This is a genomic window from Rhodococcus sp. AH-ZY2 (genome assembly GCF_030916465.1).
In the GTDB taxonomy this organism is placed as follows: Bacteria; Actinomycetota; Actinomycetes; order Mycobacteriales; family Mycobacteriaceae; genus Rhodococcus; species Rhodococcus ruber.
Genome location: NZ_CP126458.1, coordinates 4,974,808 through 4,994,887 on the forward strand (window position 1 = coordinate 4,974,808; position 20,080 = coordinate 4,994,887).

At 70.2% G+C, this 20,080-nt stretch carries 15 protein-coding genes and 1 pseudogene; 7 read left to right on the top strand and 9 right to left on the bottom strand.

Annotated features, from left to right (window positions below):
* The first annotated feature begins 30 nt into the window (after window positions 1-30).
* The 5 genes from QNA09_RS23855 (at window position 31) to QNA09_RS23875 (ending at window position 8,971) form a co-directional block, all read left to right on the top strand.
* Window positions 31-582, top strand: a complete 552-nt coding sequence (locus QNA09_RS23855; RefSeq protein ID WP_010595483.1) for a TetR/AcrR family transcriptional regulator — start codon at window positions 31-33, stop codon at window positions 580-582.
* 319 nt (window positions 583-901) lie between these two features.
* Window positions 902-5,497 carry a glutamate synthase large subunit gene (gene gltB / locus QNA09_RS23860; protein ID WP_010595484.1) on the top strand — a complete coding sequence of 1,532 codons (4,596 nt, stop codon included), beginning with the start codon at window positions 902-904 and terminating at the stop codon, window positions 5,495-5,497.
* Window positions 5,490-6,941 (top strand): glutamate synthase subunit beta, encoded by a 1,452-nt coding sequence (locus QNA09_RS23865; protein WP_010595485.1) that lies wholly within the window; start codon window positions 5,490-5,492, stop codon window positions 6,939-6,941. The genes gltB and QNA09_RS23865 overlap by 8 nt, the downstream gene beginning before the upstream one ends.
* A gap of 226 nt (window positions 6,942-7,167) precedes the next feature.
* Window positions 7,168-7,965, top strand: a complete 798-nt coding sequence (locus QNA09_RS23870) for a PE-PGRS family protein (protein WP_225223008.1) — start codon at window positions 7,168-7,170, stop codon at window positions 7,963-7,965.
* Between the two features lie 112 nt (window positions 7,966-8,077).
* Entirely contained in the window at window positions 8,078-8,971 is an 894-nt protein-coding gene (locus tag QNA09_RS23875) for a cutinase family protein (RefSeq protein ID WP_230831591.1), read from the top strand.
* A 7-nt stretch (window positions 8,972-8,978) separates the two neighbouring features.
* Here QNA09_RS23875 and QNA09_RS23880 read toward each other — a convergent pair whose 3' ends face one another.
* Both QNA09_RS23880 and QNA09_RS23885 read right to left on the bottom strand, forming a co-directional pair.
* Complete coding sequence (locus QNA09_RS23880) at window positions 8,979-9,440, bottom strand: DUF523 domain-containing protein (RefSeq protein WP_010595489.1); 462 nt, start codon at window positions 9,438-9,440, stop codon at window positions 8,979-8,981.
* 186 nt (window positions 9,441-9,626) lie between these two features.
* Entirely contained in the window at window positions 9,627-10,541 is a 915-nt protein-coding gene (locus tag QNA09_RS23885) for an SDR family NAD(P)-dependent oxidoreductase (RefSeq protein ID WP_040273141.1), read from the bottom strand.
* Window positions 10,542-10,603: 62 nt separating this feature from the next.
* On the opposite strand from QNA09_RS23885, the gene QNA09_RS23890 reads away from it, so the two are divergent.
* Window positions 10,604-10,897: a putative quinol monooxygenase gene (locus QNA09_RS23890; RefSeq protein ID WP_010595491.1), complete on the top strand. Its 294-nt coding sequence runs from the start codon at window positions 10,604-10,606 to the stop codon at window positions 10,895-10,897.
* Window positions 10,898-10,919: 22 nt separating this feature from the next.
* Here QNA09_RS23890 and QNA09_RS23895 read toward each other — a convergent pair whose 3' ends face one another.
* Complete coding sequence (locus QNA09_RS23895) at window positions 10,920-11,477, bottom strand: helix-turn-helix domain-containing protein (RefSeq protein ID WP_017681104.1); 558 nt, start codon at window positions 11,475-11,477, stop codon at window positions 10,920-10,922.
* Window positions 11,478-11,543: 66 nt separating this feature from the next.
* On the opposite strand from QNA09_RS23895, the gene QNA09_RS23900 reads away from it, so the two are divergent.
* Window positions 11,544-11,900, top strand: a complete 357-nt coding sequence (locus tag QNA09_RS23900; protein WP_010595493.1) for a hypothetical protein — start codon at window positions 11,544-11,546, stop codon at window positions 11,898-11,900.
* 2 nt (window positions 11,901-11,902) lie between these two features.
* Here the strand turns inward: QNA09_RS23900 and QNA09_RS23905 are convergent, their stop codons facing one another.
* From QNA09_RS23905 to QNA09_RS23930, 6 genes and pseudogenes are all read right to left on the bottom strand, one after another.
* Window positions 11,903-12,058 (bottom strand): hypothetical protein, encoded by a 156-nt coding sequence (locus QNA09_RS23905; protein ID WP_003936594.1) that lies wholly within the window; start codon window positions 12,056-12,058, stop codon window positions 11,903-11,905.
* A gap of 147 nt (window positions 12,059-12,205) precedes the next feature.
* Entirely contained in the window at window positions 12,206-12,550 is a 345-nt protein-coding gene (locus QNA09_RS23910) for a YtxH domain-containing protein (RefSeq protein ID WP_119700248.1), read from the bottom strand.
* Window positions 12,551-12,732: 182 nt separating this feature from the next.
* On the bottom strand, window positions 12,733-13,332 hold the full coding sequence (locus QNA09_RS23915; RefSeq protein ID WP_040273143.1) for a histidine phosphatase family protein: 600 nt from the start codon (window positions 13,330-13,332) through the stop codon (window positions 12,733-12,735).
* 69 nt (window positions 13,333-13,401) lie between these two features.
* Entirely contained in the window at window positions 13,402-16,701 is a 3,300-nt protein-coding gene (gene lysX / locus QNA09_RS23920; protein ID WP_026137853.1) for a bifunctional lysylphosphatidylglycerol synthetase/lysine--tRNA ligase LysX, read from the bottom strand.
* Between the two features lie 168 nt (window positions 16,702-16,869).
* Window positions 16,870-17,549, bottom strand: a pseudogene (locus QNA09_RS23925) (response regulator).
* On the bottom strand, window positions 17,546-20,080 hold the full coding sequence (locus QNA09_RS23930; protein WP_010595498.1) for a sensor histidine kinase KdpD: 2,535 nt from the start codon (window positions 20,078-20,080) through the stop codon (window positions 17,546-17,548). The pseudogene QNA09_RS23925 and the gene QNA09_RS23930 overlap by 4 nt, the downstream one beginning before the upstream one ends.

The window sequence follows — 20,080 nt, forward strand, 5'->3', positions numbered from 1 at the left end:
GTCTTGTCACTACTGTTGTAGTGTCGAGGGGTGACCGATAAACGCGCCGCGGTGCTCGACGCCGCGATCGAACTGCTCGGCCGGGAGGGGTTGCGCGGGCTCACCCATCGCGGCGTGGACGCGGCCGCCGGCGTGCCGGCCGGTTCCACGTCGAACTACTTCCGCACGCGCCGGGCTCTGCTCGAGGGCGTCCTCGACCGTCTCGTCGAGCGCGACCGGTCCGACATCGCCGTCCTGGGGGGCGGAAACCTCCCGCGCACCGAGGACGAACTCGTCGACGTGCTCGCGGGGTACGTGATGTTCGCGACAGGTCCCGATGCGCTGCGTACCCGGGCCCGGTTCGCACTGTTCGTCGAGGCCAGCGCCTCCCCGGCGCTGCGACGGTCCGTGCAGCGCCGGCGCGACGAACTGCAGGGCACGGGGCTCACGGTGCTCGCCGCTCTCGGCTCCGCGGATCCGGTCGGCGGGGCACGCATGCTCGCCGACCACCTCGACGGGATGATCCTGCACCGTCTGACCTCGGAGGATGCGGACTCCGACCCGCGCGAGGACCTTCGCCGGCTGGTGCGCGCGCTGCGGTGACGCGGAGCGCCGCGTGGTCGTACGTCAACCGCGTGTTAACGGTCGGTCACCGGGCCGTTAGGGATGGATAGGATAGCCTTGGTTGCGTCGTCCCCAGGCGGCTGACATATCGTTGTACGCAACACGGTGGACACACGACGTCCAAGCCGACCGGGAGATCCGGCCCGAGCTGCCGAAAAGGGCACCCGCATCGTCGCGGAAGGGCGGATACTGAACGGTGATCGGTGCCGATCCACCACGTGTCGGTACTTGCTCACGCAAGTAGATGGCCATCAGCGCTGCTGGTCGTCGCTGCAATCAAACGCAACGAAGGCTAGGTATGAAGCATCTTCCCGGGCCGCAAGGGCTCTACCACCCGGCGAACGAGCACGACGCCTGCGGTGTCGCATTCGTCGTCGACATGCATGGTCGCCGCAGCCGGGACATCGTGGAGAAGGCGATCACCGCGCTGGTGAACCTCGAGCACCGCGGTGCCGCGGGCTCCGAGTCCAACACCGGTGACGGTGCCGGCATCCTCATCCAGGTTCCGGACCGCTACTTCCGTGAGGTCGTCGACTTCGACCTGCCGCCCGCCGGCTTCTACGCCACCGGTATCGCGTTCCTGCCCCAGGACGAGAAGGCCGCCGACGAGGCCGTCGCCGCCGTCGACGCGATCGTCGCCGAGGAGGGCCTGCAGGTCCTCGGCTGGCGCGAGGTTCCCGTCGACCCCTCCGACCTGGGCACGCTGGCGAAGCAGGCCATGCCGAGCTTCCGTCAGATCTTCCTCACCTCGCCCGACCGCACCCTCGGCGGTCTCGACCTCGAGCGCCGGGCCTATGTGGTCCGCAAGCGCACCGAGCACGAGCTCGGCAGCGAGGGCGCCGGCCAGGACGGCCCCGGCAGCGAGACGGTGTACTTCCCCAGCCTGTCGGCGTCGACCTTCGTCTACAAGGGCATGCTCACCACGCCGCAGCTCGAGGGCTTCTACCGCGATCTGCAGGACGAGCGCGTCGAGTCGGCACTGGGCCTGGTGCACTCGCGCTTCTCCACCAACACCTTCCCGTCGTGGCCGCTCGCGCACCCGTTCCGCCGCGTCGCCCACAACGGCGAGATCAACACCGTCACCGGCAACGCCAACTGGATGCGTGCCCGCGAGGCGCTCATCGATTCCGACGTGTTCGGCGGCCGCGAGAAGCTCGACAAGATCTTCCCGGTCTGCACCGAGGGCGCGTCCGACACCGCCCGCTTCGACGAGGTGCTCGAGCTCCTGCACCTCGGCGGCCGCAGCCTGCCGCACGCCGTGCTCATGATGATCCCCGAGGCGTGGGAGCGGCACGAGTCCATGGACCCGGCCCGCCGCGCGTTCTACGAGTACCACGCTGCCCTGATGGAGCCGTGGGACGGCCCGGCGTCGGTGTGCTTCACCGACGGCACCGTCGTCGGCGCCGTCCTCGACCGCAACGGCCTGCGCCCGTCGCGGGTGTGGGTCACCGAGGACGGCCTCGTCGTCATGGCCTCCGAGGTGGGCGTGCTCGACATCGAGCCGCAGAAGGTCGTGCGCAAGCTGCGCATGCAGCCCGGCCGCATGTTCCTCGTCGACACCTCGCAGGGCCGCATCATCGACGACGAGGAGATCAAGAGCGCCCTCGCCGCCGAGCACCCCTACCAGGAGTGGATCGACCAGGGCATCGCGCGGCTCGAGGATCTGCCCGAGAGCAAGTACACCTACATGTCCCACGAGCGGGTCGTGCTGCGCCAGCAGGTGTTCGGCTACACGAACGAAGAGGTCCACCTCCTCGTCAAGCCGATGGCGGCGACGGGCGGTGAGGCGCTCGGTTCGATGGGCACCGACACTCCCATCGCGGTGCTCTCCTCGCGTCCGCGCATGCTGTTCGACTACTTCTCGCAGTTGTTCGCGCAGGTCACCAACCCGCCACTCGACGCGATCCGGGAAGAGGTCGTCACCAGCCTCGGCGGCATGCTCGGCCCCGAGGGCGACCTGCTGAACCCCACCGCCGAATCGTGCCGGCAGATCCTGATCTCGGCCCCGGTCATCGACAACGACGACCTGCAGAAGCTGATCCACGTCAACGACGACGGGCAGTTCCCCGGCTTCAACAGCGTCATCATCCGCGGTCTGTACCCCGTCGCCGAGGGCGGCGAGGGCCTGCGCCGCGCGCTCGAGAACATCCGCGGCCAGGTCTCCGAGGCCATCGACGGGGGCGCTCGCCTGATCGTGCTCTCGGACCGGGAGTCCGACGAGAACCTCGCGCCGATCCCGTCGCTGCTGCTCACCTCGGCGGTGCACCACCATCTCGTCCGCGAGAAGACCCGCACCAAGGTGGGGCTGCTGGTCGAGGCCGGCGACGCCCGCGAGGTGCACCACATCGCCGCGCTGTGCGGTTTCGGTGCGGCCGTGGTGAACCCGTACATGGCCTTCGAGACCATCGACGAGCTGCTGCAGAACGGCGACCTGCCGGACGGCATCACCCTCGACAAGGCCCTCGCGAACTACATCAAGGCCGCGTCGAAGGGCGTGCTCAAGGTGATGTCCAAGATGGGCATCTCCACCCTCGCCTCCTACACCGGTGCCCAGCTCTTCCAGGTGATCGGCCTCTCGCAGGAGATCGTCGACGAGTACTTCACCGGGATGCAGTCGCAGCTCGGCGGCATCGGCCTCGACGAGATCGCGCAGGACGTCGCCGCCCGGCACTCGCTCGCCTTCATGGACCGTCCCTCCGAGCACGCCCACCGCGAGCTCGAGGTCGGCGGCGAGTACCAGTGGCGCCGCGAGGGCGAGTACCACCTGTTCAACCCGGACACGGTGTTCAAGCTCCAGCACGCCACCCGCACCGGGCAGTACTCGATCTTCAAGGAGTACACCCAGCTCGTCGACGACCAGTCGGAGCGGCTCGCGTCGCTGCGCGGCCTGTTCGAGTTCCGCACGGGAGAGCGCCCGGCGGTGCCGCTCGAGGAGGTCGAGCCGGCCAGCGAGATCGTCAAGCGGTTCTCCACGGGCGCGATGAGCTACGGCTCGATCTCCGCGGAGGCGCACGAGACCCTCGCGATCGCGATGAACCGTCTCGGCGGCCGCTCGAACTCCGGTGAGGGCGGCGAACATCCGGACCGCTTCACCCCGGACGAGAACGGCGACTGGCGGCGCTCGGCGATCAAGCAGGTCGCCTCCGGCCGGTTCGGTGTCACCGCGCACTACCTGACCAACTGCACCGACATCCAGATCAAGATGGCGCAGGGCGCCAAGCCGGGTGAGGGCGGGCAGCTGCCGCCGCACAAGGTGTACCCGTGGGTCGCCGAGGTGCGTGGCTCGACGCCGGGTGTGGGCCTGATCTCGCCCCCGCCGCACCACGACATCTACTCGATCGAGGATCTCGCGCAGCTGATCCACGACCTGAAGAACGCCAACCCGCAGGCCCGCATCCACGTGAAGCTGGTCTCCGAGATCGGTGTCGGCACCGTCGCGGCGGGTGTGTCGAAGGCGCACGCCGATGTGGTGCTGATCTCCGGTCACGACGGCGGCACCGGCGCGTCCCCCCTGACCTCGCTCAAGCACGCGGGTGCGCCGTGGGAGCTCGGTCTCGCCGAGACGCAGCAGACGCTGCTGCTCAACGGTCTGCGCGACCGCATCGTCGTGCAGGTGGACGGGCAGATGAAGACCGGCCGCGACGTCGTCGTCGCCGCCCTGCTCGGCGGTGAGGAGTTCGGCTTCGCCACCGCTCCGCTGGTGGTGTCCGGTTGCATCATGATGCGCGTGTGCCATCTCGACACCTGCCCGGTGGGTGTGGCGACGCAGAATCCGGTGCTGCGCAAGCGCTTCACCGGCAAGCCGGAGTTCGTCGAGAACTTCATGCTCTACATCGCCGAAGAGGTGCGCGAGTACCTGGCCGAGCTGGGCTTCCGTTCCCTCGACGAGGCCATCGGGCGCGTCGACATGCTCGACACCACCAAGGCCGTCGACCACTACCGTGCCTCGAAGCTGGACCTGTCGCCGCTGCTCGAGCAGACCCGTTCGCCGATCTTCTGCGAGCAGGACCTGCACTGCACCAAGGAACAGGACCACGCGCTGGACAAGGCGCTCGACAACGAGCTCATCACCCAGGCGCGGCCTGCTCTCGAGTCGGGTACGCCGGTGACGATCGAGACCAAGATCGCCAACGTCAACCGCACCGTCGGCACCATGCTCGGCCACGAGCTCACCAAGGTGTACGGCGGGGAAGGCTTGCCGGACAACACGATCGACATCACGTTCACCGGTTCGGCCGGCAACAGCTTCGGCGCGTTCGTGCCCAAGGGCATCACGCTGCGGCTGTTCGGCGACGCCAACGACTTCGTCGGCAAGGGCCTGTCCGGCGGCCGGATCGTCGTCCGCCCGCCGCTCAACGCGGCGCCGGGCTTCGTCGCCGAGGACAACATCGTCGCCGGCAACGTGATCCTGTTCGGCGCCACCAGTGGCGAGGCCCTCATCCGCGGCGTGGCGGGTGAGCGGTTCGCGGTGCGCAACTCGGGTGCCACGGCCGTCGTCGAAGGCGTCGGCGACCACGGCTGCGAGTACATGACCGGCGGCAAGGTCGTCATCCTGGGCAAGACCGGCCGCAACTTCGGCGCCGGCATGTCCGGCGGTGTCGCGTTCGTGTACAACCCGGACCGCGATTTCGAGGCGAACCTGAACACCGAGCTGGTCGATCTCGAGGACCTCGAGGGCGAGGACTTCCTCTGGCTCAAGGGCGCCATCGAGCGCCATCGTGACGAAACGGGCTCCGAGGTTGCAGCCCGCATCCTGGCCGACTGGTCGCAGCAGGTCAGCCACTTCGCGAAGGTCATGCCTCGCGATTACAAGAAGGTACTCATGGCTATCAAGGACGCCGAGATTCGAGGCGCGAACGTGGACGAGGCGATCATGGAGGCGGCTCGTGGGTGATCCAAGCGGCTTCCTCAAGCACGGCTCGCGGGAGACGCCGGTTCGCCGGCCCGTTCCGCTGCGGCTGCTCGACTGGAAGGAGGTGTACGAGCCGTTCCCGCTCGACACCCTCCAGGTCCAGGCCAGCCGCTGCATGGACTGCGGTATCCCGTTCTGCCACAACGGTTGCCCCCTCGGAAACCTGATTCCCGAGTGGAACGACCTGGCCTACAAGGGCAAGTGGAACGACGGCATCGAACGCCTGCACGCCACCAACAACTTCCCGGAGTTCACCGGCCGGCTGTGCCCCGCGCCGTGTGAGGCCTCCTGCGTCCTGGGCATCAACCAGGACCCGGTGACCATCAAGCAGGTCGAGGTCGAACTCATCGAGAAGGCCTTCGACGAGGGCTGGGTCGCACCGGTCATGCCGTCGAAGCTGACGGGCCGCAAGGTCGCGGTCGTGGGCTCCGGCCCGGCGGGTCTGGCTGCGGCGCAGCAGCTCACCCGCGCCGGCCACTCGGTGACCGTGTTCGAGCGCGAGGACCGCATCGGTGGTCTGCTGCGCTACGGCATCCCCGAGTTCAAGATGGAGAAGGCCGTCATCGATCGCCGTCTGGCGCAGATGGAGGCCGAGGGCACCGTCTTCGAGACGGGCGTGAACGTCGGTGTCGACATCACTGCCGATCAGCTGCGGGAGCAGTTCGACGCGGTCGTGCTCGCCGGTGGCGCCACCGAGGCCCGCGACCTGCCGATTCCCGGGCGTGAGCTGGACGGCATCCACCAGGCGATGGAGTTCCTGCCGATCGCCAACCGGGTGCAGCTCGGCGACCTGCCGGAGCCGACCATCACGGCGAAGGGCAAGAAGGTCGTCATCATCGGTGGCGGTGACACCGGCGCCGACTGCCTCGGCACCTCGCACCGTCAGGGCGCGGCCAGCGTGCACCAGTTCGAGATCATGCCGCGCCCCCCGGAGGAGCGCGCCGAATCGACGCCGTGGCCGACCTACCCGCTGATGTACCGGGTGTCCTCCGCGCACGAGGAGGGCGGCGAGCGCGTGTTCTCCGTCAACACCGAGCAGTTCGTCGGCAAGGACGGCAAGGTCGCCGCCCTGAAGGCGCACGAGGTGAAGATGGTGAACGGCCGCTTCGAGAAGGTCGAGGGGACCGACTTCGAGCTCGAAGCCGACCTGGTGCTCCTGGCCATGGGCTTCGTCGGCCCCGAGAAGCCGGGCCTGCTCACCGACCTGGGCGTGGACCTCAACGAGCGCGGCAACGTCGCCCGCTCCAAGGAATGGGCCACCAACGTCGACGGCGTCTTCGTCGCCGGTGACATGGGCCGCGGCCAGTCGCTCATCGTGTGGGCCATCGCGGAGGGTCGTTCCTGCGCCGCGGCGGTCGATCAATACCTCGAGGGTGCGACGGTGCTCCCTTCGCCGATCACCACCACCACGATGCCGCAGCGCTGAGCGCTCGAATGTGACAGCGCTGAGCGCTCGAATGTGACAGCGCTGAGCGCTCGAATGTGACAGCGCTGAGCGCTCGAATGTGGCAGCGCTGAGCGCTGGATTGCGACAGCGCTGAGCGCTGGATTGCGACAGCGCTGAGCGCGCGGGGCGCGCCCGCCGGAAATCCGGTGGGCGCGCCCTTCCCGTTTCGTCCGTTCGGGACGGTTCGCGCGTTATGGTCGTGCGCATGGGTCACCGCATCACGATGCGCAGGGGTCACCGCATCACGAGACGATCACTTGCGGCGGGCATCCTCGGCGCCGGGACCGTGGCGGCCCTGAGTGCCGCCCCAGCGGGGGCGCAGGTCCCCGGCGAATGTGTGCGCAACGTCGGCGGTGCCGTGACCGTCGACGGCGTTCCGCAGGCGCCGCCGGTGGCCGGGTACGACGGCCTGCGACTTCTCGGAGTCGATGGGGGAGCGGGTAATTCGTGCATCACCAACCTGGGGCCGGGTGCCGTGTCCGTGTCCGTTCCACCGCACCCGGCCGCCGCTGCGGCGCCGTCCGGCGCGCCGGTGGAGATGCGTGTGGACGGCGGTAACGGCAACGTCGCGGTCACCAATCTCGGCGTCGGTACGGTCACCGTCGACCGCGATCGGGTCCTGGCGGGCCCCCCGCCGTCCGCGCCGAGCCCGGCGGCCTCGCCGCTCGCGCATCTCACCCCGGAACTCACGCTCGACGCCGGTACGGACGGTGTCTACGTGACGAACATCGGCGCCGGCCACGTGACGGTCGCGGACCACGATGCGGCGGCCGGTCCGCTGCCGCCGGAGGTGCTGCCTCCCGGTGTCGTGGTCACGGATCCTTTGACCGGCAACGTCTTCGTCACCAACATCGGCGCCTCGGCGGTGACCGTCGTGGACCGTCCGGGGCAGCTGCAACGAGTCGTCGACCGCGGCACCGTGGGGACGGCCGTCGACTACGGGGCGGGGAACGTGTTCGTCACCAACATCGGCGGGGGAGCGGTGACCGTCCTGCGGGAGTAAAGGGGGTCTCCCGTCTCGTTCATCTCTGTGTCATATTGCATGTGCATCATTTCGTGACGACGTCGAGATCGGCAGGAGACCTCAGGGGGCTGCGGTGGGGCTGAGAAGTGTGTTGACGCTGGTAGCGGTCGCCGCGGCCACCGTAGTGGGGTCGGCGGTGACGGCTCCCGCGGTCCAGGCCGATCCGGCCGGGTGCCCGAAGCTCCAGGTCGTCGCCGTGCCGGGCACGTGGGAAACGTCGAACACGCCTGCACCGCAGCGAGGCAACGGCATGCTCGCGGCGGTCACCTCCAATCTTCCTCCCGGGGCCCGGGTCGACTACGTCCGGTACGCCGCGACGGCGTTCCCGTGGGAGGGCGAGGTCTACGGTGTGTCGCGGCAGCAGGCCGTCGACAATGCCCGCGGCATCGTCGCCGCGACGGCGGCCGCGTGCCCCGAGGCGCGGTTCGCGCTCGTCGGCTACAGCCAGGGCGCCGACGCGGCCGGCGATCTCGCCGCCGAGATCGGCACCGGCTTCGGAGTGGTCCCGCCGCATCGGCTCGCCGCGGTCGGCCTGCTCTCCGACCCCCGTCGTTCCGAGGCGGACATCCTGATCGGACCGCCCGTCGCGGGCAACGGCGCCGGCGGGCCCCGCATCGGCGGGTTCGGGTTCGTCAGCGGCGACGTCCGCACCTTCTGCGCCGTCGGCGACCTGTACTGCTCGACGCCCAAGGACGATTTCGTCACCCGCGCTGCGGGTTTCCTCGCGATGGCCTCCGGGGGCGACCCGTCCGCCGTCGACCGGTATCGTGCCGAGGCCGACGCGATCTACCTGGATCTGATGAGCGCGGGCGGGCTCCCCATCCTGCAGTCCCAGCTCACCGAGCAGGCCAACGACGAGCGCGAGATCAAGATCCGGAAGTTCTACGAGTCGCAGATCCACCAGGACTACACCAATTACGCGGTCGAACCGAACGGCACCTCGGCCACGACGTGGCTGCGGAACTGGCTGGCTTCCAAGGTCTGACGGGCCGTCAGGTCCGCGAGCCGCGTCGCGCGCGCACGGTGATGCCGCGCGCGGCGAGCAGAGCGGCGAGCACGCCGTCGCCGTCGGTCACGGTCCCCGAATGCGTTCCGTCGTAGATCGCTCCGCAGCCACAGGAGGGACTGCGTGCCTGCAGGACCGCCTCGCGCACGTCGTGCTCGGCGGCGATCCCGGCGACGATCTCGGCCCCACGGACGAACGGATCGGTCATGTCCGCTCCGGTGTCGGTGACGACGCGTGCTCGGCCGGCAAGGACGTCTCGACCGTCGCCGCCGACGATCTCGGCGGGTGGGCGCGGCGTGGGGAGTCCGCCCAGCACCTCCGCACACACGGCGATCGCGCGTCCGGCGGCCACGTCGGCGACCACGTCCTCGTCCGGCCGGGCCTCCGCGTTGTACCGGCACGGCACGCCGGCCAGGCAGGCACTGACGAGAATCGGACGATCCGGCACAGGGTCAGGTTACCGGCAGGCCCGAGCCGGGACTCCGCCCGGAGAGGCCCCACCGCCCGGTCCGGCTCTCCCCGGTGACCACGGTTCCGGGCACGGCGGTACCCGTCCACGGTCATCTCCTGAGCGGTGCGTGGCCGCCGCCGACAACGATCGAGTTCGCCGCGCACGGGCGGGGACGCGCGGCGCTCAGCGGTCCGGCTCGAAGCGGGCACCGAATCGCATCGCCTCCGGGGCGAGGCGGCTCACCCACCGCCGGGTCTTCGCTTCCGGCGTCACGGTCACCAGTGCCCGGTTGTGCCGCACCGCGGCGACGATCGCCTCGCCGACCTTGTACGGCGGATAGCTGCGCGTGCGGTACAGCGCCGTGACCCGCTCGCGGAGCGTGCGCTGCTCCGGTGCGCCGAGGCCCACCATCTCGGCACCGGGAACCAGGTTCGTGCCCACGAGCCCCGGACAGATCGCGCTCACCCCGATCCCGTGGACCATCAGTTCCGCCCGCAGGCACTCGGTGAACATCAGGACCGCGGCCTTGCTCGTCGAGTAGGCGACGAGGCTCTTCTGCGGGGTGAACGCGGCCGCCGAGGCGACGTTGACGATGTGCCCGCCGGTGCCGCGCTCGAGCATCTGGTCCCCGAACGCCCGGCACCCGTACACCACGCCCCAGAAGTTGACGTCCATGACGTGCTCGAACGTCTCCTGCGGGGTGGCGGTGAACGTGCCGATCACGCCGATTCCGGCGTTGTTGACGACCACGTCCGGCACGCCGTGCTGGGAACGGACCGTCGCGGCGAACCGCCGCACCTGCTCCTCGTCGGCGACGTCGAGTTCGTAGGCGTGCGCCCCGCCACCGAAGACCGCTCGCGAGCCGCCGGCGCCGGGGAGGGGCGCGTTGAGCAGCTCCGCGGTGGCGCGGGCGGTGTCGACGTTGCGGTCGGCGACCACGACGATCGCCCCCACGTCGGCGAACGCCCGTGCCGTCGCGCGGCCGATACCGCTGCCCGCCCCGGTGACCACGACGAGCGTCCCGGTCAGGTCGTGCAGGCGCTGATGGACCACTGTCCCTGCGCGCCATCGACGCATCTCCGCGATCCGCGATCTCATGGGCACCATCTTCCTCGTCCGAGCCGCTCGTGCACGGCAGCCGCGCGCGGTACCGTCGAGAAATGACGGAACTGCGTGTGGTGGCGACCATTCCGGCGAAGCCCGGTTCGGAGGACGCGGTGCGGGGCGCGCTGGTGGCGCTGGCCGCGGCGAGTCGCGACGAGGACGGCTGCGTCTCGTACGAACTTTTCGAATCCGGCTCGGCGCCAGGCACATTCGTGACGGTCGAGGTCTGGTCGGGTCAGGAGGCGCTCGACGCGCACATGACCTCCCGGCACGTCACGTCCGCCCTGGCGACGGTGGGGGAGCACCTCGCGGCGGCGCCGGTGATCCATCCGCTCACGGCCGTCGCGTAGCCGGTACGACCGAGCCGGCCGGTCATCGCTCCCCGGATTCCTGACCCGACACGTCGCGGGCCGGTACGACGACGGTGCTCAGCAGCCGCCGGCGCCGGCCCGGGCCGGGGCCCAGCTCGAGGTAGCGCGTCAGCAGCTGCCGCATCTCGGTGACCAGGGCGAGGGCCTCCTCGTCGGTCAGATCGAGGGCTGCCTGCCGGTATCCGACGACGTCCTCGGCCGGATCCCGTCGCTCGGGATCGTCGAGGTACGCGTCGAAGTCGGCGAGCAGCTGCGCGGTGAAGGCGAGGAAGGCACGCCGATGGTTCTCGGTGCTCATCGTCGCCGCCTCCTGCCCGTCTATGTGCGCGCGTTCGGCGACGAGACGGTAGGTGCGTTCGACCGCGCCGCGGACGCGGCGCTGCGCGACGACGTCGAGGACTCCGGCGCCGGTGAGCGTCGCGATCTGCCGGTAGAGGGTGGCGGCGGGAACGTCGTCGATGAGGGCACGTAGCTGCGCGGTGGTGGCGGTGCGGTCGCCGAGCAGCGCCTGGACGATCCGCAGGCGCACCGGATGCAACAGCAGTTCCGCGGTGGTCATGTCTCCTCTCACCCGTCAATGTTCTCACGATTGACATTGTTCTCAGCAATGAGAACAATGGGAGCCATGACGACGCTGAGCATCGACCACGGAGTCCTGACGCTGCGCTTCACGCGCTTCGAGAAGATCGCGGGACTGATCCGCGATGTCGACGTCCCCCTGGATGCCATCCGGGACGTCGAGGTCCACGCCGACGGTCTCGCCGCGACGCGAGGAATGCGCGCTCCCGGCCTCGGGCTGCCGGGTGCCCGCAAGATCGGCACCTGGCGCGCGCGGGGACGCAACGAACTCGTCGCCGTGCGGCGCGGACAGCCCGCCCTGCGCGTCGAACTGTCGGGACACGCGCGCGACGCCCTGGTGATCGGTATGGACGACGCCGAGCAGTGGGCCGAGCGGCTGCGAACCCGGACGGCGCGCGCCTGATCTCAGCCGTTCTCGACGTCGGTGGACGGGCCCTCGTCGGTGGCGCCGCCTTCCCCGGCCCATTCGGCCGGATCGGACAGGACGTCGTCGTCGGCACCTCGGGACCCGCTGTCGGTGTCCGCGGTGGCGGGGTCGCCGTCGCCGTCGGGTCGCGTCATGTCGCCTCCTGTGTCGATCGGGGGATCGTGTCGGGGTGAGCCGTTCCGTTGTACGCGGTCGGAGTACCCGTTCGGAACGCGACTACACCCGGCGGTGCCGCACCGGAATTCACCCGATGCGGCACCGGGCCGGTCTGCGTCCGGCCGCTAGAGGGAGTGCTTGCCCTCGTTCGGAGGCGGGACGATCGGTGCGCCCGCGGCCGGGGGAGTCACGGCCGGCCCGCCGCCGGCGGCGTCGGGTGCCATGTTGCCGCCGCCCGAGATGTTCGCCTTCTCGGCGGCCTTCTTCGTCAGGTCGCCGGCCTTCTCCTGCACCTGGGGCGCCTTCTCCTGCACGGTCTCCTTCGCTTCGGTGACCTTCTGCTGTACCTCGGGCTTGTTCCACAGCTGAACGGACTGATCGCGCATCTTCTCGTAGGTCTCACGCCCGGCCCTGGTGCCCAGCACGAAGCCCACGGCGGCACCGGCGGCGAAGGTCAGAGCTCTCATCATGGCAATCTCCTGCTCGTCGAATCTCGGGGGCCCGGCGTCGTCGACACCGGCCGGCGGTCGTGGCCCGACGGCTACCTTCCGCCCGGCTGCCACGCCCTCGCGGCGGCCGCCTCGTCGCGGTTCCGCCCACGTCGTACCGATACCCGGATCCGAGCCGGTTCACACCGGTTGCGGCGAACGGATCAGACGCGCAGCATGTCGCGCACGTGCCCGGTCTCGTTGACCGAGGCCGCCCGCCGGGCACCGTTGCGGGAGACGAGGATGCGGGTCACCGATGTGTACTCGATGGGGAACATCAGCGGCCGGTCGAGCCCGAGCAGGTCCTGGAGCAGGACGTTGACGACGCCGCCGTGGGCGAACACGGCGACGGTGTCGTCGTGCGCGCAGGTGTCGACGATGTGCTGGGTGGCGGCGAGAACGCGGGTGCGGAATTCGTCCGCATCTACGAAGTCGGGGAGGTGACCTGCGCGGATGCGTGCCACGGCGTCCGGGGCAAGCTCCTGCGCGAGGTGGAACGGAATGTAGTGGTCGAGGTGGTAGTCGTACTCCGCCAGGCCCTCGAGCCGGGTGACGGGAAGCCCGCGGGCCTCGGCGAGCGGCGCCGCCGTCTCCAGGGCGCGGCGTTGCGGGCTGCTGAACACCCGCGCGATCCGGTAGGGCTCGAGCGCGGTCGGCAGCCGCGCGGCCTGGGCGCGGCCCTCCTCGGTCAGCGACGGGTCGGCGCGTCCCTCGCTGACCCGGGAGATCTCGGGTAGGGCGTGTCGAATCAGGAGAAGCTGCACGTCACCACGATCGCACGACGACCGATCGCGCGCTCGGTCGACCCGGTGTTTCACGTGAAACCGGGGTGCTCACCGGCGTGCGCGGGGCTTGGCGAGGGGGAAGGCGAGGGACTCGCGGATGCTGCCGCCCGTGATCAGCATGACGATCCGGTCGACCCCCATGCCGAGACCCCCGGTGGGCGGCATGGCGTGTTCGAGCGCCTGCAGGAAGTCCTCGTCGAGTTCCATCGCCTCCTCGTCGCCTCCCGCGGCGAGCAGCGACTGCTCGGTGAGCCGGGCCCGCTGGTCGATCGGGTCGGTCAGCTCGCTGTAGGCCGTGCCGAGTTCGATCCCCCAGGCGACGAGGTCCCACTTCGCCGCGACGAGCGGTTTCGTCGGGTGCGGGCGCGTCAACGGCGACACCGAGGTGGGGAAGTCGGTGTAGAAGGTGGGGAATTCGGTGCGGGATTCGACGAGGTGCTCGTACATCTCCTGCGCCGTCGCACCGGCGTCCCACTCGGGGTTGTACGGGATCTCGTGCTCGTCGCACAGCCGGCGCAACTCCTCGACCGGTGTCTGCGCGTCGATCTCGGTGCCGAGGGCGTCCGAGACCGCCCCGTGGAACGTCTTCACCGGCCACTCGCCGGAGATGTCGATCTCGACGGGCGTCCCGTCGGGGCCGGGCCGGACGATCACCGCACGTCCGTGGGCCGCGACGGCCGCGGCCTGGATCAGCTCGCGGGCCAGCACCCGCATGACCTCGTAGTTCGCGTGCGCCTCGTAGGCCTCGAGAATCGTGAACTCCGGATTGTGCTTGAAGTCCGCCCCCTCGTTGCGGAACACCCGGCCGATCTCGAAGACCCGTTCCATGCCCGCCACGCACAGGCGTTTGAGGTACAGCTCGGGTGCGATCCGCAGGTACAGGTCGAGGTCGTAGGCGTTGATGTGGGTGGTGAAGGGGGCGGCGTTGGCGCCGCCGTGCACGGGCTGCAGGATCGGGGTCTCCACCTCGAGGTAGCCCCGCGCCTGCAGCTGCTCGCGCAGCGACCGCACCACCGCGCTGCGCGCCGCGAGCAACCGGCGCGCGGTGCGGTTGATCGCGAGGTCGACGTACCGCTGCCGCACCCGAGCCTCCGGATCGGTCAGGCCGCGCCACTTGTCGGGCAGCGGGTGCAGGCACTTGCCGTCGAGCCGCCAGTCCTCCGCGAGCACCGAGAGCTCGCCGCTGCGACTGCGGCCCGTCACCCCGCTCACCTCGACGAGGTCGCCGAGGTCGAACACGAACCGGCGGCCGCCGACGCGGCTGCGGTCGACCAGGATCTGCACGTCCCCCGACCAGTCCCGCAGCACCGCGAACAGCACGCCGCCGAAGTCGCGGAGTCGCAGGATACGACCGGCGATCCGCACCGCGGTGCCCTCGGGTGCGGTCACCGTCGCCGCGCAGGTGTGCGACGGCGGGTTCGCCACCGGATACGGGTCGACGCCCGCCTCCTCGAGCCGTTCGAGCTTCGCCATCCGCACCCGCACCTGCTCCGGACGGCGGGGTCCGGTGCGCGACTCCGGCGCCGGCAGGGTGGCGGGGGCGCCGCCGTCGTCACGCAGGGTGCCGGTCTCGACGAGCGCCGGAGGAGCGGACGTCTGGGTTCCGGTGTGGCGGCGGGCGCTCCGCTCCCGGCCGAAGCTGGGCAGCGTGAGGAAGCCCTCGGCGATCGCCGACGCGATCCCGACCCGGGGCAGCACCCGGTTGTCGGCGAAGCACAGGAACCGGGGCACCCACTCGGGCTGGTACTTCACGTTGGACCGGTACAGCGCCTCGAGCTGCCACCAGCGGGAGAAGAACACCAGCACCGAACGCCACAGCCGCAGCACCGGACCGGCGCCGATCCGTGCGCCCTCCTCGAACACCGAGCGGAACACCGCGAAGTTCAACGAGATCCGGGTGATCCCGAACTCGCCGCCGTGAGCAGCGAGTTCCGACACCATCATCTCCACGACACCGTTGGGGGCCTGCGGATTCCGCCGCATCAGATCGAGCGAGACGCCGTCGGCCCCCCACGGGACGAGGGACAGCAACGCCACCACCTCGCCGTGGACCGTCGCCTCCACGAGCACGCACCGGCCGTCGAGCGGATCCCCGAGCCGGCCGAGCGCCATCGAGAATCCGCGTTCGGTCTCGGTGTCGCGCCAGTCGTCGGAAAGGCGGATCGCCTGCGCCATTTCGGCCTCGGGAACGTCCCGGTGCCGGCGGATACGCACCGTCACGCCCTGCTTGTGCGCCCGCGTCACGGCTTGGCGCACGGGCCGCATCTCCCGGCCGGACAGCGAGAACCCCGTGGTGTGGAGAACGGCCTCGTCGCCGAGTTGCAGGACCGACAGACCGGCCCGGCGATAGGCGCCGGCGCCGGCCTCGCTCGCCCCCATCACCGCCGGCGCCCAGCCGTACCCCCGGGCGAGCGCGAGCCACTCGTCGATCGCGTGCGGCCACGCCTCCGGATTTCCGATGGGATCCCCACTGGCGAGACACACCCCGACCTCCACGCGGTAGGTCACCGCGGCCTTACCGCTGGGCGCGAAGACCACCGCCTTGTCGCGCCGGGTCGCGAAGTAGCCCAGCGAATCGTCGCCGTTCCGCTCGAGCAGGCCCCGGATGGCGGATTCGTCGTTCCCGGTCAGTGCGTTGGTCGCCCGTTGCGACCGGAACAGCACGATCACCGCCGCGATCAGCGCCAGCGCCCCCAGCAGGCCGAGCAGGGTGTTGACGAATCCGTGTGGGCGCCCGCTGAACTGATCGTTGTCGAGCAGGGACAGGGCGGTGACCCGGTTGACCGCCCACAGCAACCGCTCGTCGGACGGCAGGGTGCCGGGGAACAGCTCCACCAGGCCCCACCCGATCAGTGTCCCGACGGCCAGGCCGGCGACGAGGACACCCAGCGATTTCCACACCGCGCCGCGACGGACCCGCGTGTAGAACTCCGGGTACGCCGCGAGCAGGATCCCCACCACCGCGACCTGCACCACGAGACCGATCGCCGCGCCGATATCGCGCTCCGACACCGCCACGTACCCGTTGTAGATCGCGAATCCGGCCAGGTACACGGTGAGAATCCACCATGCGATCCGCTTGCGACTGGCCAGGGCCGCCGCGAGCAGACCGAGCACCAGTGCATACGACAGGCTGGTGTCGGGGGCGTCGAACAGGTAGGTGTCGACGTATTCGCGTGGGGTGTGGACGAAGTAGCGCAGGGTGGGGGAGAGCGACCACAGCGCCACCGCGAGGGCGAAGATCCCGAGGGTCAGGCCCGCCACGTGCGGGACCGAGTTCAGGCGGCCGCGGGGCCGGGCAGACAGGTGGGGGTGCGCCGCAGGTGCCGCAGCAACGTCCGCTGACATGCGTCGACGGTAGCGCCGCGCAGGACCTCGTACCGGTCGGAACCGACAATTCGGTGCGAATCCGTCGTGCCGTCCGCCCTGTGCCGTCCGCCCTGTGCCGTCCGTCCTGTGCCGTCCTGTGCCGTCCTGTGCCGCTCGGACCGTCGACTTCGTCTCGGGCGGTCTGCCTCAAGGTTCGAAGCGGTATCCCATCCCCGGCTCGGTGAGCAGGTGCCGGGGATGGGCGGGATCGGGCTCGAGTTTGCGCCGCAGCTGCGTGAGATACACCCGCAGGTAATGGGTCTGGGTCGTGTAGGACGGTCCCCACACCTCTTCCAGCAGTTCGCGCTGCCCGACGAGCTTTCCGCGGTTGCGCACCAGCACCTCGAGCATCCCCCACTCGGTGGGAGTCAGGTGAACCGGTGCGCCGTCGCGCGTGACCTTCTTCGCGGCGAGGTCGACGGTGAAGTCGTCGGTGTCGATCGCCGGTTCGGTCGTGCCCGAGATGGTGCCGGCTCGGCGGACCGCGGCGCGGATGCGGGCGAGGAACTCCTCCATCCCGAACGGCTTCGTGACGTAGTCGTCGGCTCCGGCATCGAGAGCGGCCACCTGTCGAGGGCGTCGGTACGTGCCGAGAGGACGATGACCGGGGCGGTGCACCAGCCGTGCAGCCCGGCGAGCACCTCGATCCCGTCGAGGTCGGGTAGTCCGAGGTCGAGGACGATCACGTCGGGACGCTGCTGGGCGGCGGCCCGCAGGGCGGAGCGTCCGTCACCGGCGGTGATCACCTCGTACCCGCGTGCGGTGAGGTTGATGCGCAACGCGCGCAGGATCTGTGGTTCGTCGTCGACGACGAGTATGCGGGTCATCGCGGCACCCTCGGCTGCGCGGACGCGAGTTCGACGACCATGGTCGTCCCGCCGCCGGGTGTCTCGGTGGTGGTGACGGTTCCGCTCATCGCTTCGGCGAATCCTCGCGCGACGGTCGATCCGAGCCCCGCCCCGCCGCTGCGGTGGTCGCCGATTCGTGGGAAGACGTTGCCGGCGTCGCCGGATCCGAGGCCGGGACCGCAGTCCGCGATGGTGACGGTGGTGCGGTCACCGGAAGTGACGGCACCGACCCGGATCGGGCCGGTCGGCGCGTAGCGCAGGGCATTGTCGAGAAGGTTGGCCAGGATTCGTTCGAGCAGGCCGCTGTCCGCCTCGACCATCGTGTCGCCGACGTCGACCTCGAGTCGTTCGCGCACCCGGCGGGCGGCGTCCGGGCCGCCGCTCGAGAGCGTGACCACGGCCCGGTGCAGCACCTCGTCGAGGTAGAGCGGCTGCAGGACGGGCGTGACCACCCCGGCCGCGAGCCGAGAGGAGTCGAGCAGGTTCGACACGAGGGCGGTGAGCTGGTCGGTGGACTCCTCGATCGTCGCGAGCAGCTCCGCGGTGTCCTCGGCGGAGAATTCGACGTCGGTACTGCGCAGACTGGACACGGCGGCCTTGACGGCGGCGAGCGGGGTGCGCAGGTCGTGGCTCACCGCCGACAGCAACAGCCGCCGTAGACGGTCGGTTTCGGCCAGGGCCGAGGCTTTCGCCGCTTCGGCGGTGAGTTCGTCCTGGCGGATCAACCCGGCGATCTGCCCGGTGACCGCGGTGAGGATCCGGCGGTCGCGGGGTCGCAATCCTGGGCCGGACAGCAGTAGCGCAAGACGGCCGTCGTCGATCTCGCACACGGTATCGGCCTCGTCGACCGAGGCGGGCGGAGTGGTTCCGGTGCGGTCGACGACGTGGCGGCGGCCGTTCTCGGAACGCAGGATCGCGACACCGGACTGCCCGTAGGTCTCGCGGACCTTGTCGAGCAAGCTGTGGACGTTCGCGCCGCGCAGCACAGCGCCGGCGAACAGGGCGAGCAGTTCGGCCTCCTGCGCGGCGAGCCGCGCCTCGCGGGCCCGGGCCGCGGCGGCGTCGACCAGCGCGGCGACCGCCACGGCGACGACGAGCAGCACCACGGTGGTGACGAAGTTGTCCGGTTCGGCAATGGTGAAGCTGTAGCGCGGTTCGGTGAAGAAGAAGTTGAGCAGCAGGCCGGACAGCAGGGCCGCGACGACGGCGGGGCCGATTCCGCCGAACAGGGCGACGGCGAGCACGACGACGAAGAACAACGCGTTCTGGCCGGCCACCCCGGTGAGGCGGTCGATCACGGCCATCAGGGCGGTCGCGACGAGGGGGATGACGGCTGCCGCGATCCAGGACTGCAGTCGCCGCTCGTGGCGGCCCAGCAACGCCATCTTCGGGCCTCGGGCCGTGTGCTCGTGGGTCACCATGTGCACGTCGATCCTGCCGGAGTCGCGGACGACCGCCGCCCCGATGCCCTCGTCGAGGATGCGGGCCCATCGCGGGCGCCGCGACGTGCCGAGCACGAGCTGGGTCGCGTTCACCTCCCGCGCGAAGTCGAGCAGCGTGGTGGGCACGTCGTCGCCGACGACGCTGTGCAGGCTGGCGCCCAGACTCGCGGCGAGGGTCCGGACCTTTCCCATCTGCGGCGCCGAGACACCGGTGAGGCCGTCGCCCCGGACGACGTGCACGACCATCAGCTCCGCGCTCGCCTTGGCGGCGATGCGGCTGGCCCGGCGCACCAGGGTCTCCGATTCGGGCCCGCCGGTGACGGCGACGACGACGCGCTCGCGGGCCTCCCAGGTGTCGGTGATGGCGTGTTCGCCGCGGTACTTCGCGAGCGCAAGGTCGACCTGATCGGCGAGCCACAGCAAGGCGATCTCGCGCAGGGCGGTCAGGTTCCCTTCGCGGAAGTAGTTGCGCAGCGCGGCATCGACGTTCTCCGGCGCGTAGACGTTGCCGTGCGCGAGACGCCGCTGCAGCGCCTGCGGGGTGATGTCGACGAGCTCGACCTGGTCGGCGCGCCGTACGACGTCGTCGGGCACGGTCTCGCGTTGCACCACGCCGGTGATCTGCTCGACGACGTCGTTGAGGGACTCGAGGTGCTGGATGTTGACCGTGGACAGGACGTCGATGCCCGCGTCGAGCAGTTCCTCGACGTCCTGCCAGCGTTTGGTGTGCCGGCTGCCCGGCACGTTGGTGTGGGCGAGCTCGTCGACCAGGGCGACCGCCGGCCGGCGGGCCAGCACGGCGTCGAGGTCGAGTTCGTCGAACACGGTGTCGCGGTACGTCATCCGCCGTGGCGGGACGATCTCGAGGCCGGCCAGCTGCTCGGTGGTGCGCGCCCGCCCGTGCGTGTTCACGATCGCCACCACCACGTCGGTGCCTCGGCCGATTCGCCGATGGGCCTCCCCCAGCATGGCGAACGTCTTTCCCGCGCCGGGGGCGGCACCGAGGTAGATCCGCAGCCGTCCCCGGCGCGACGCCTCGGGGACGGCGGTGCGTGCGGTACCGGTCAC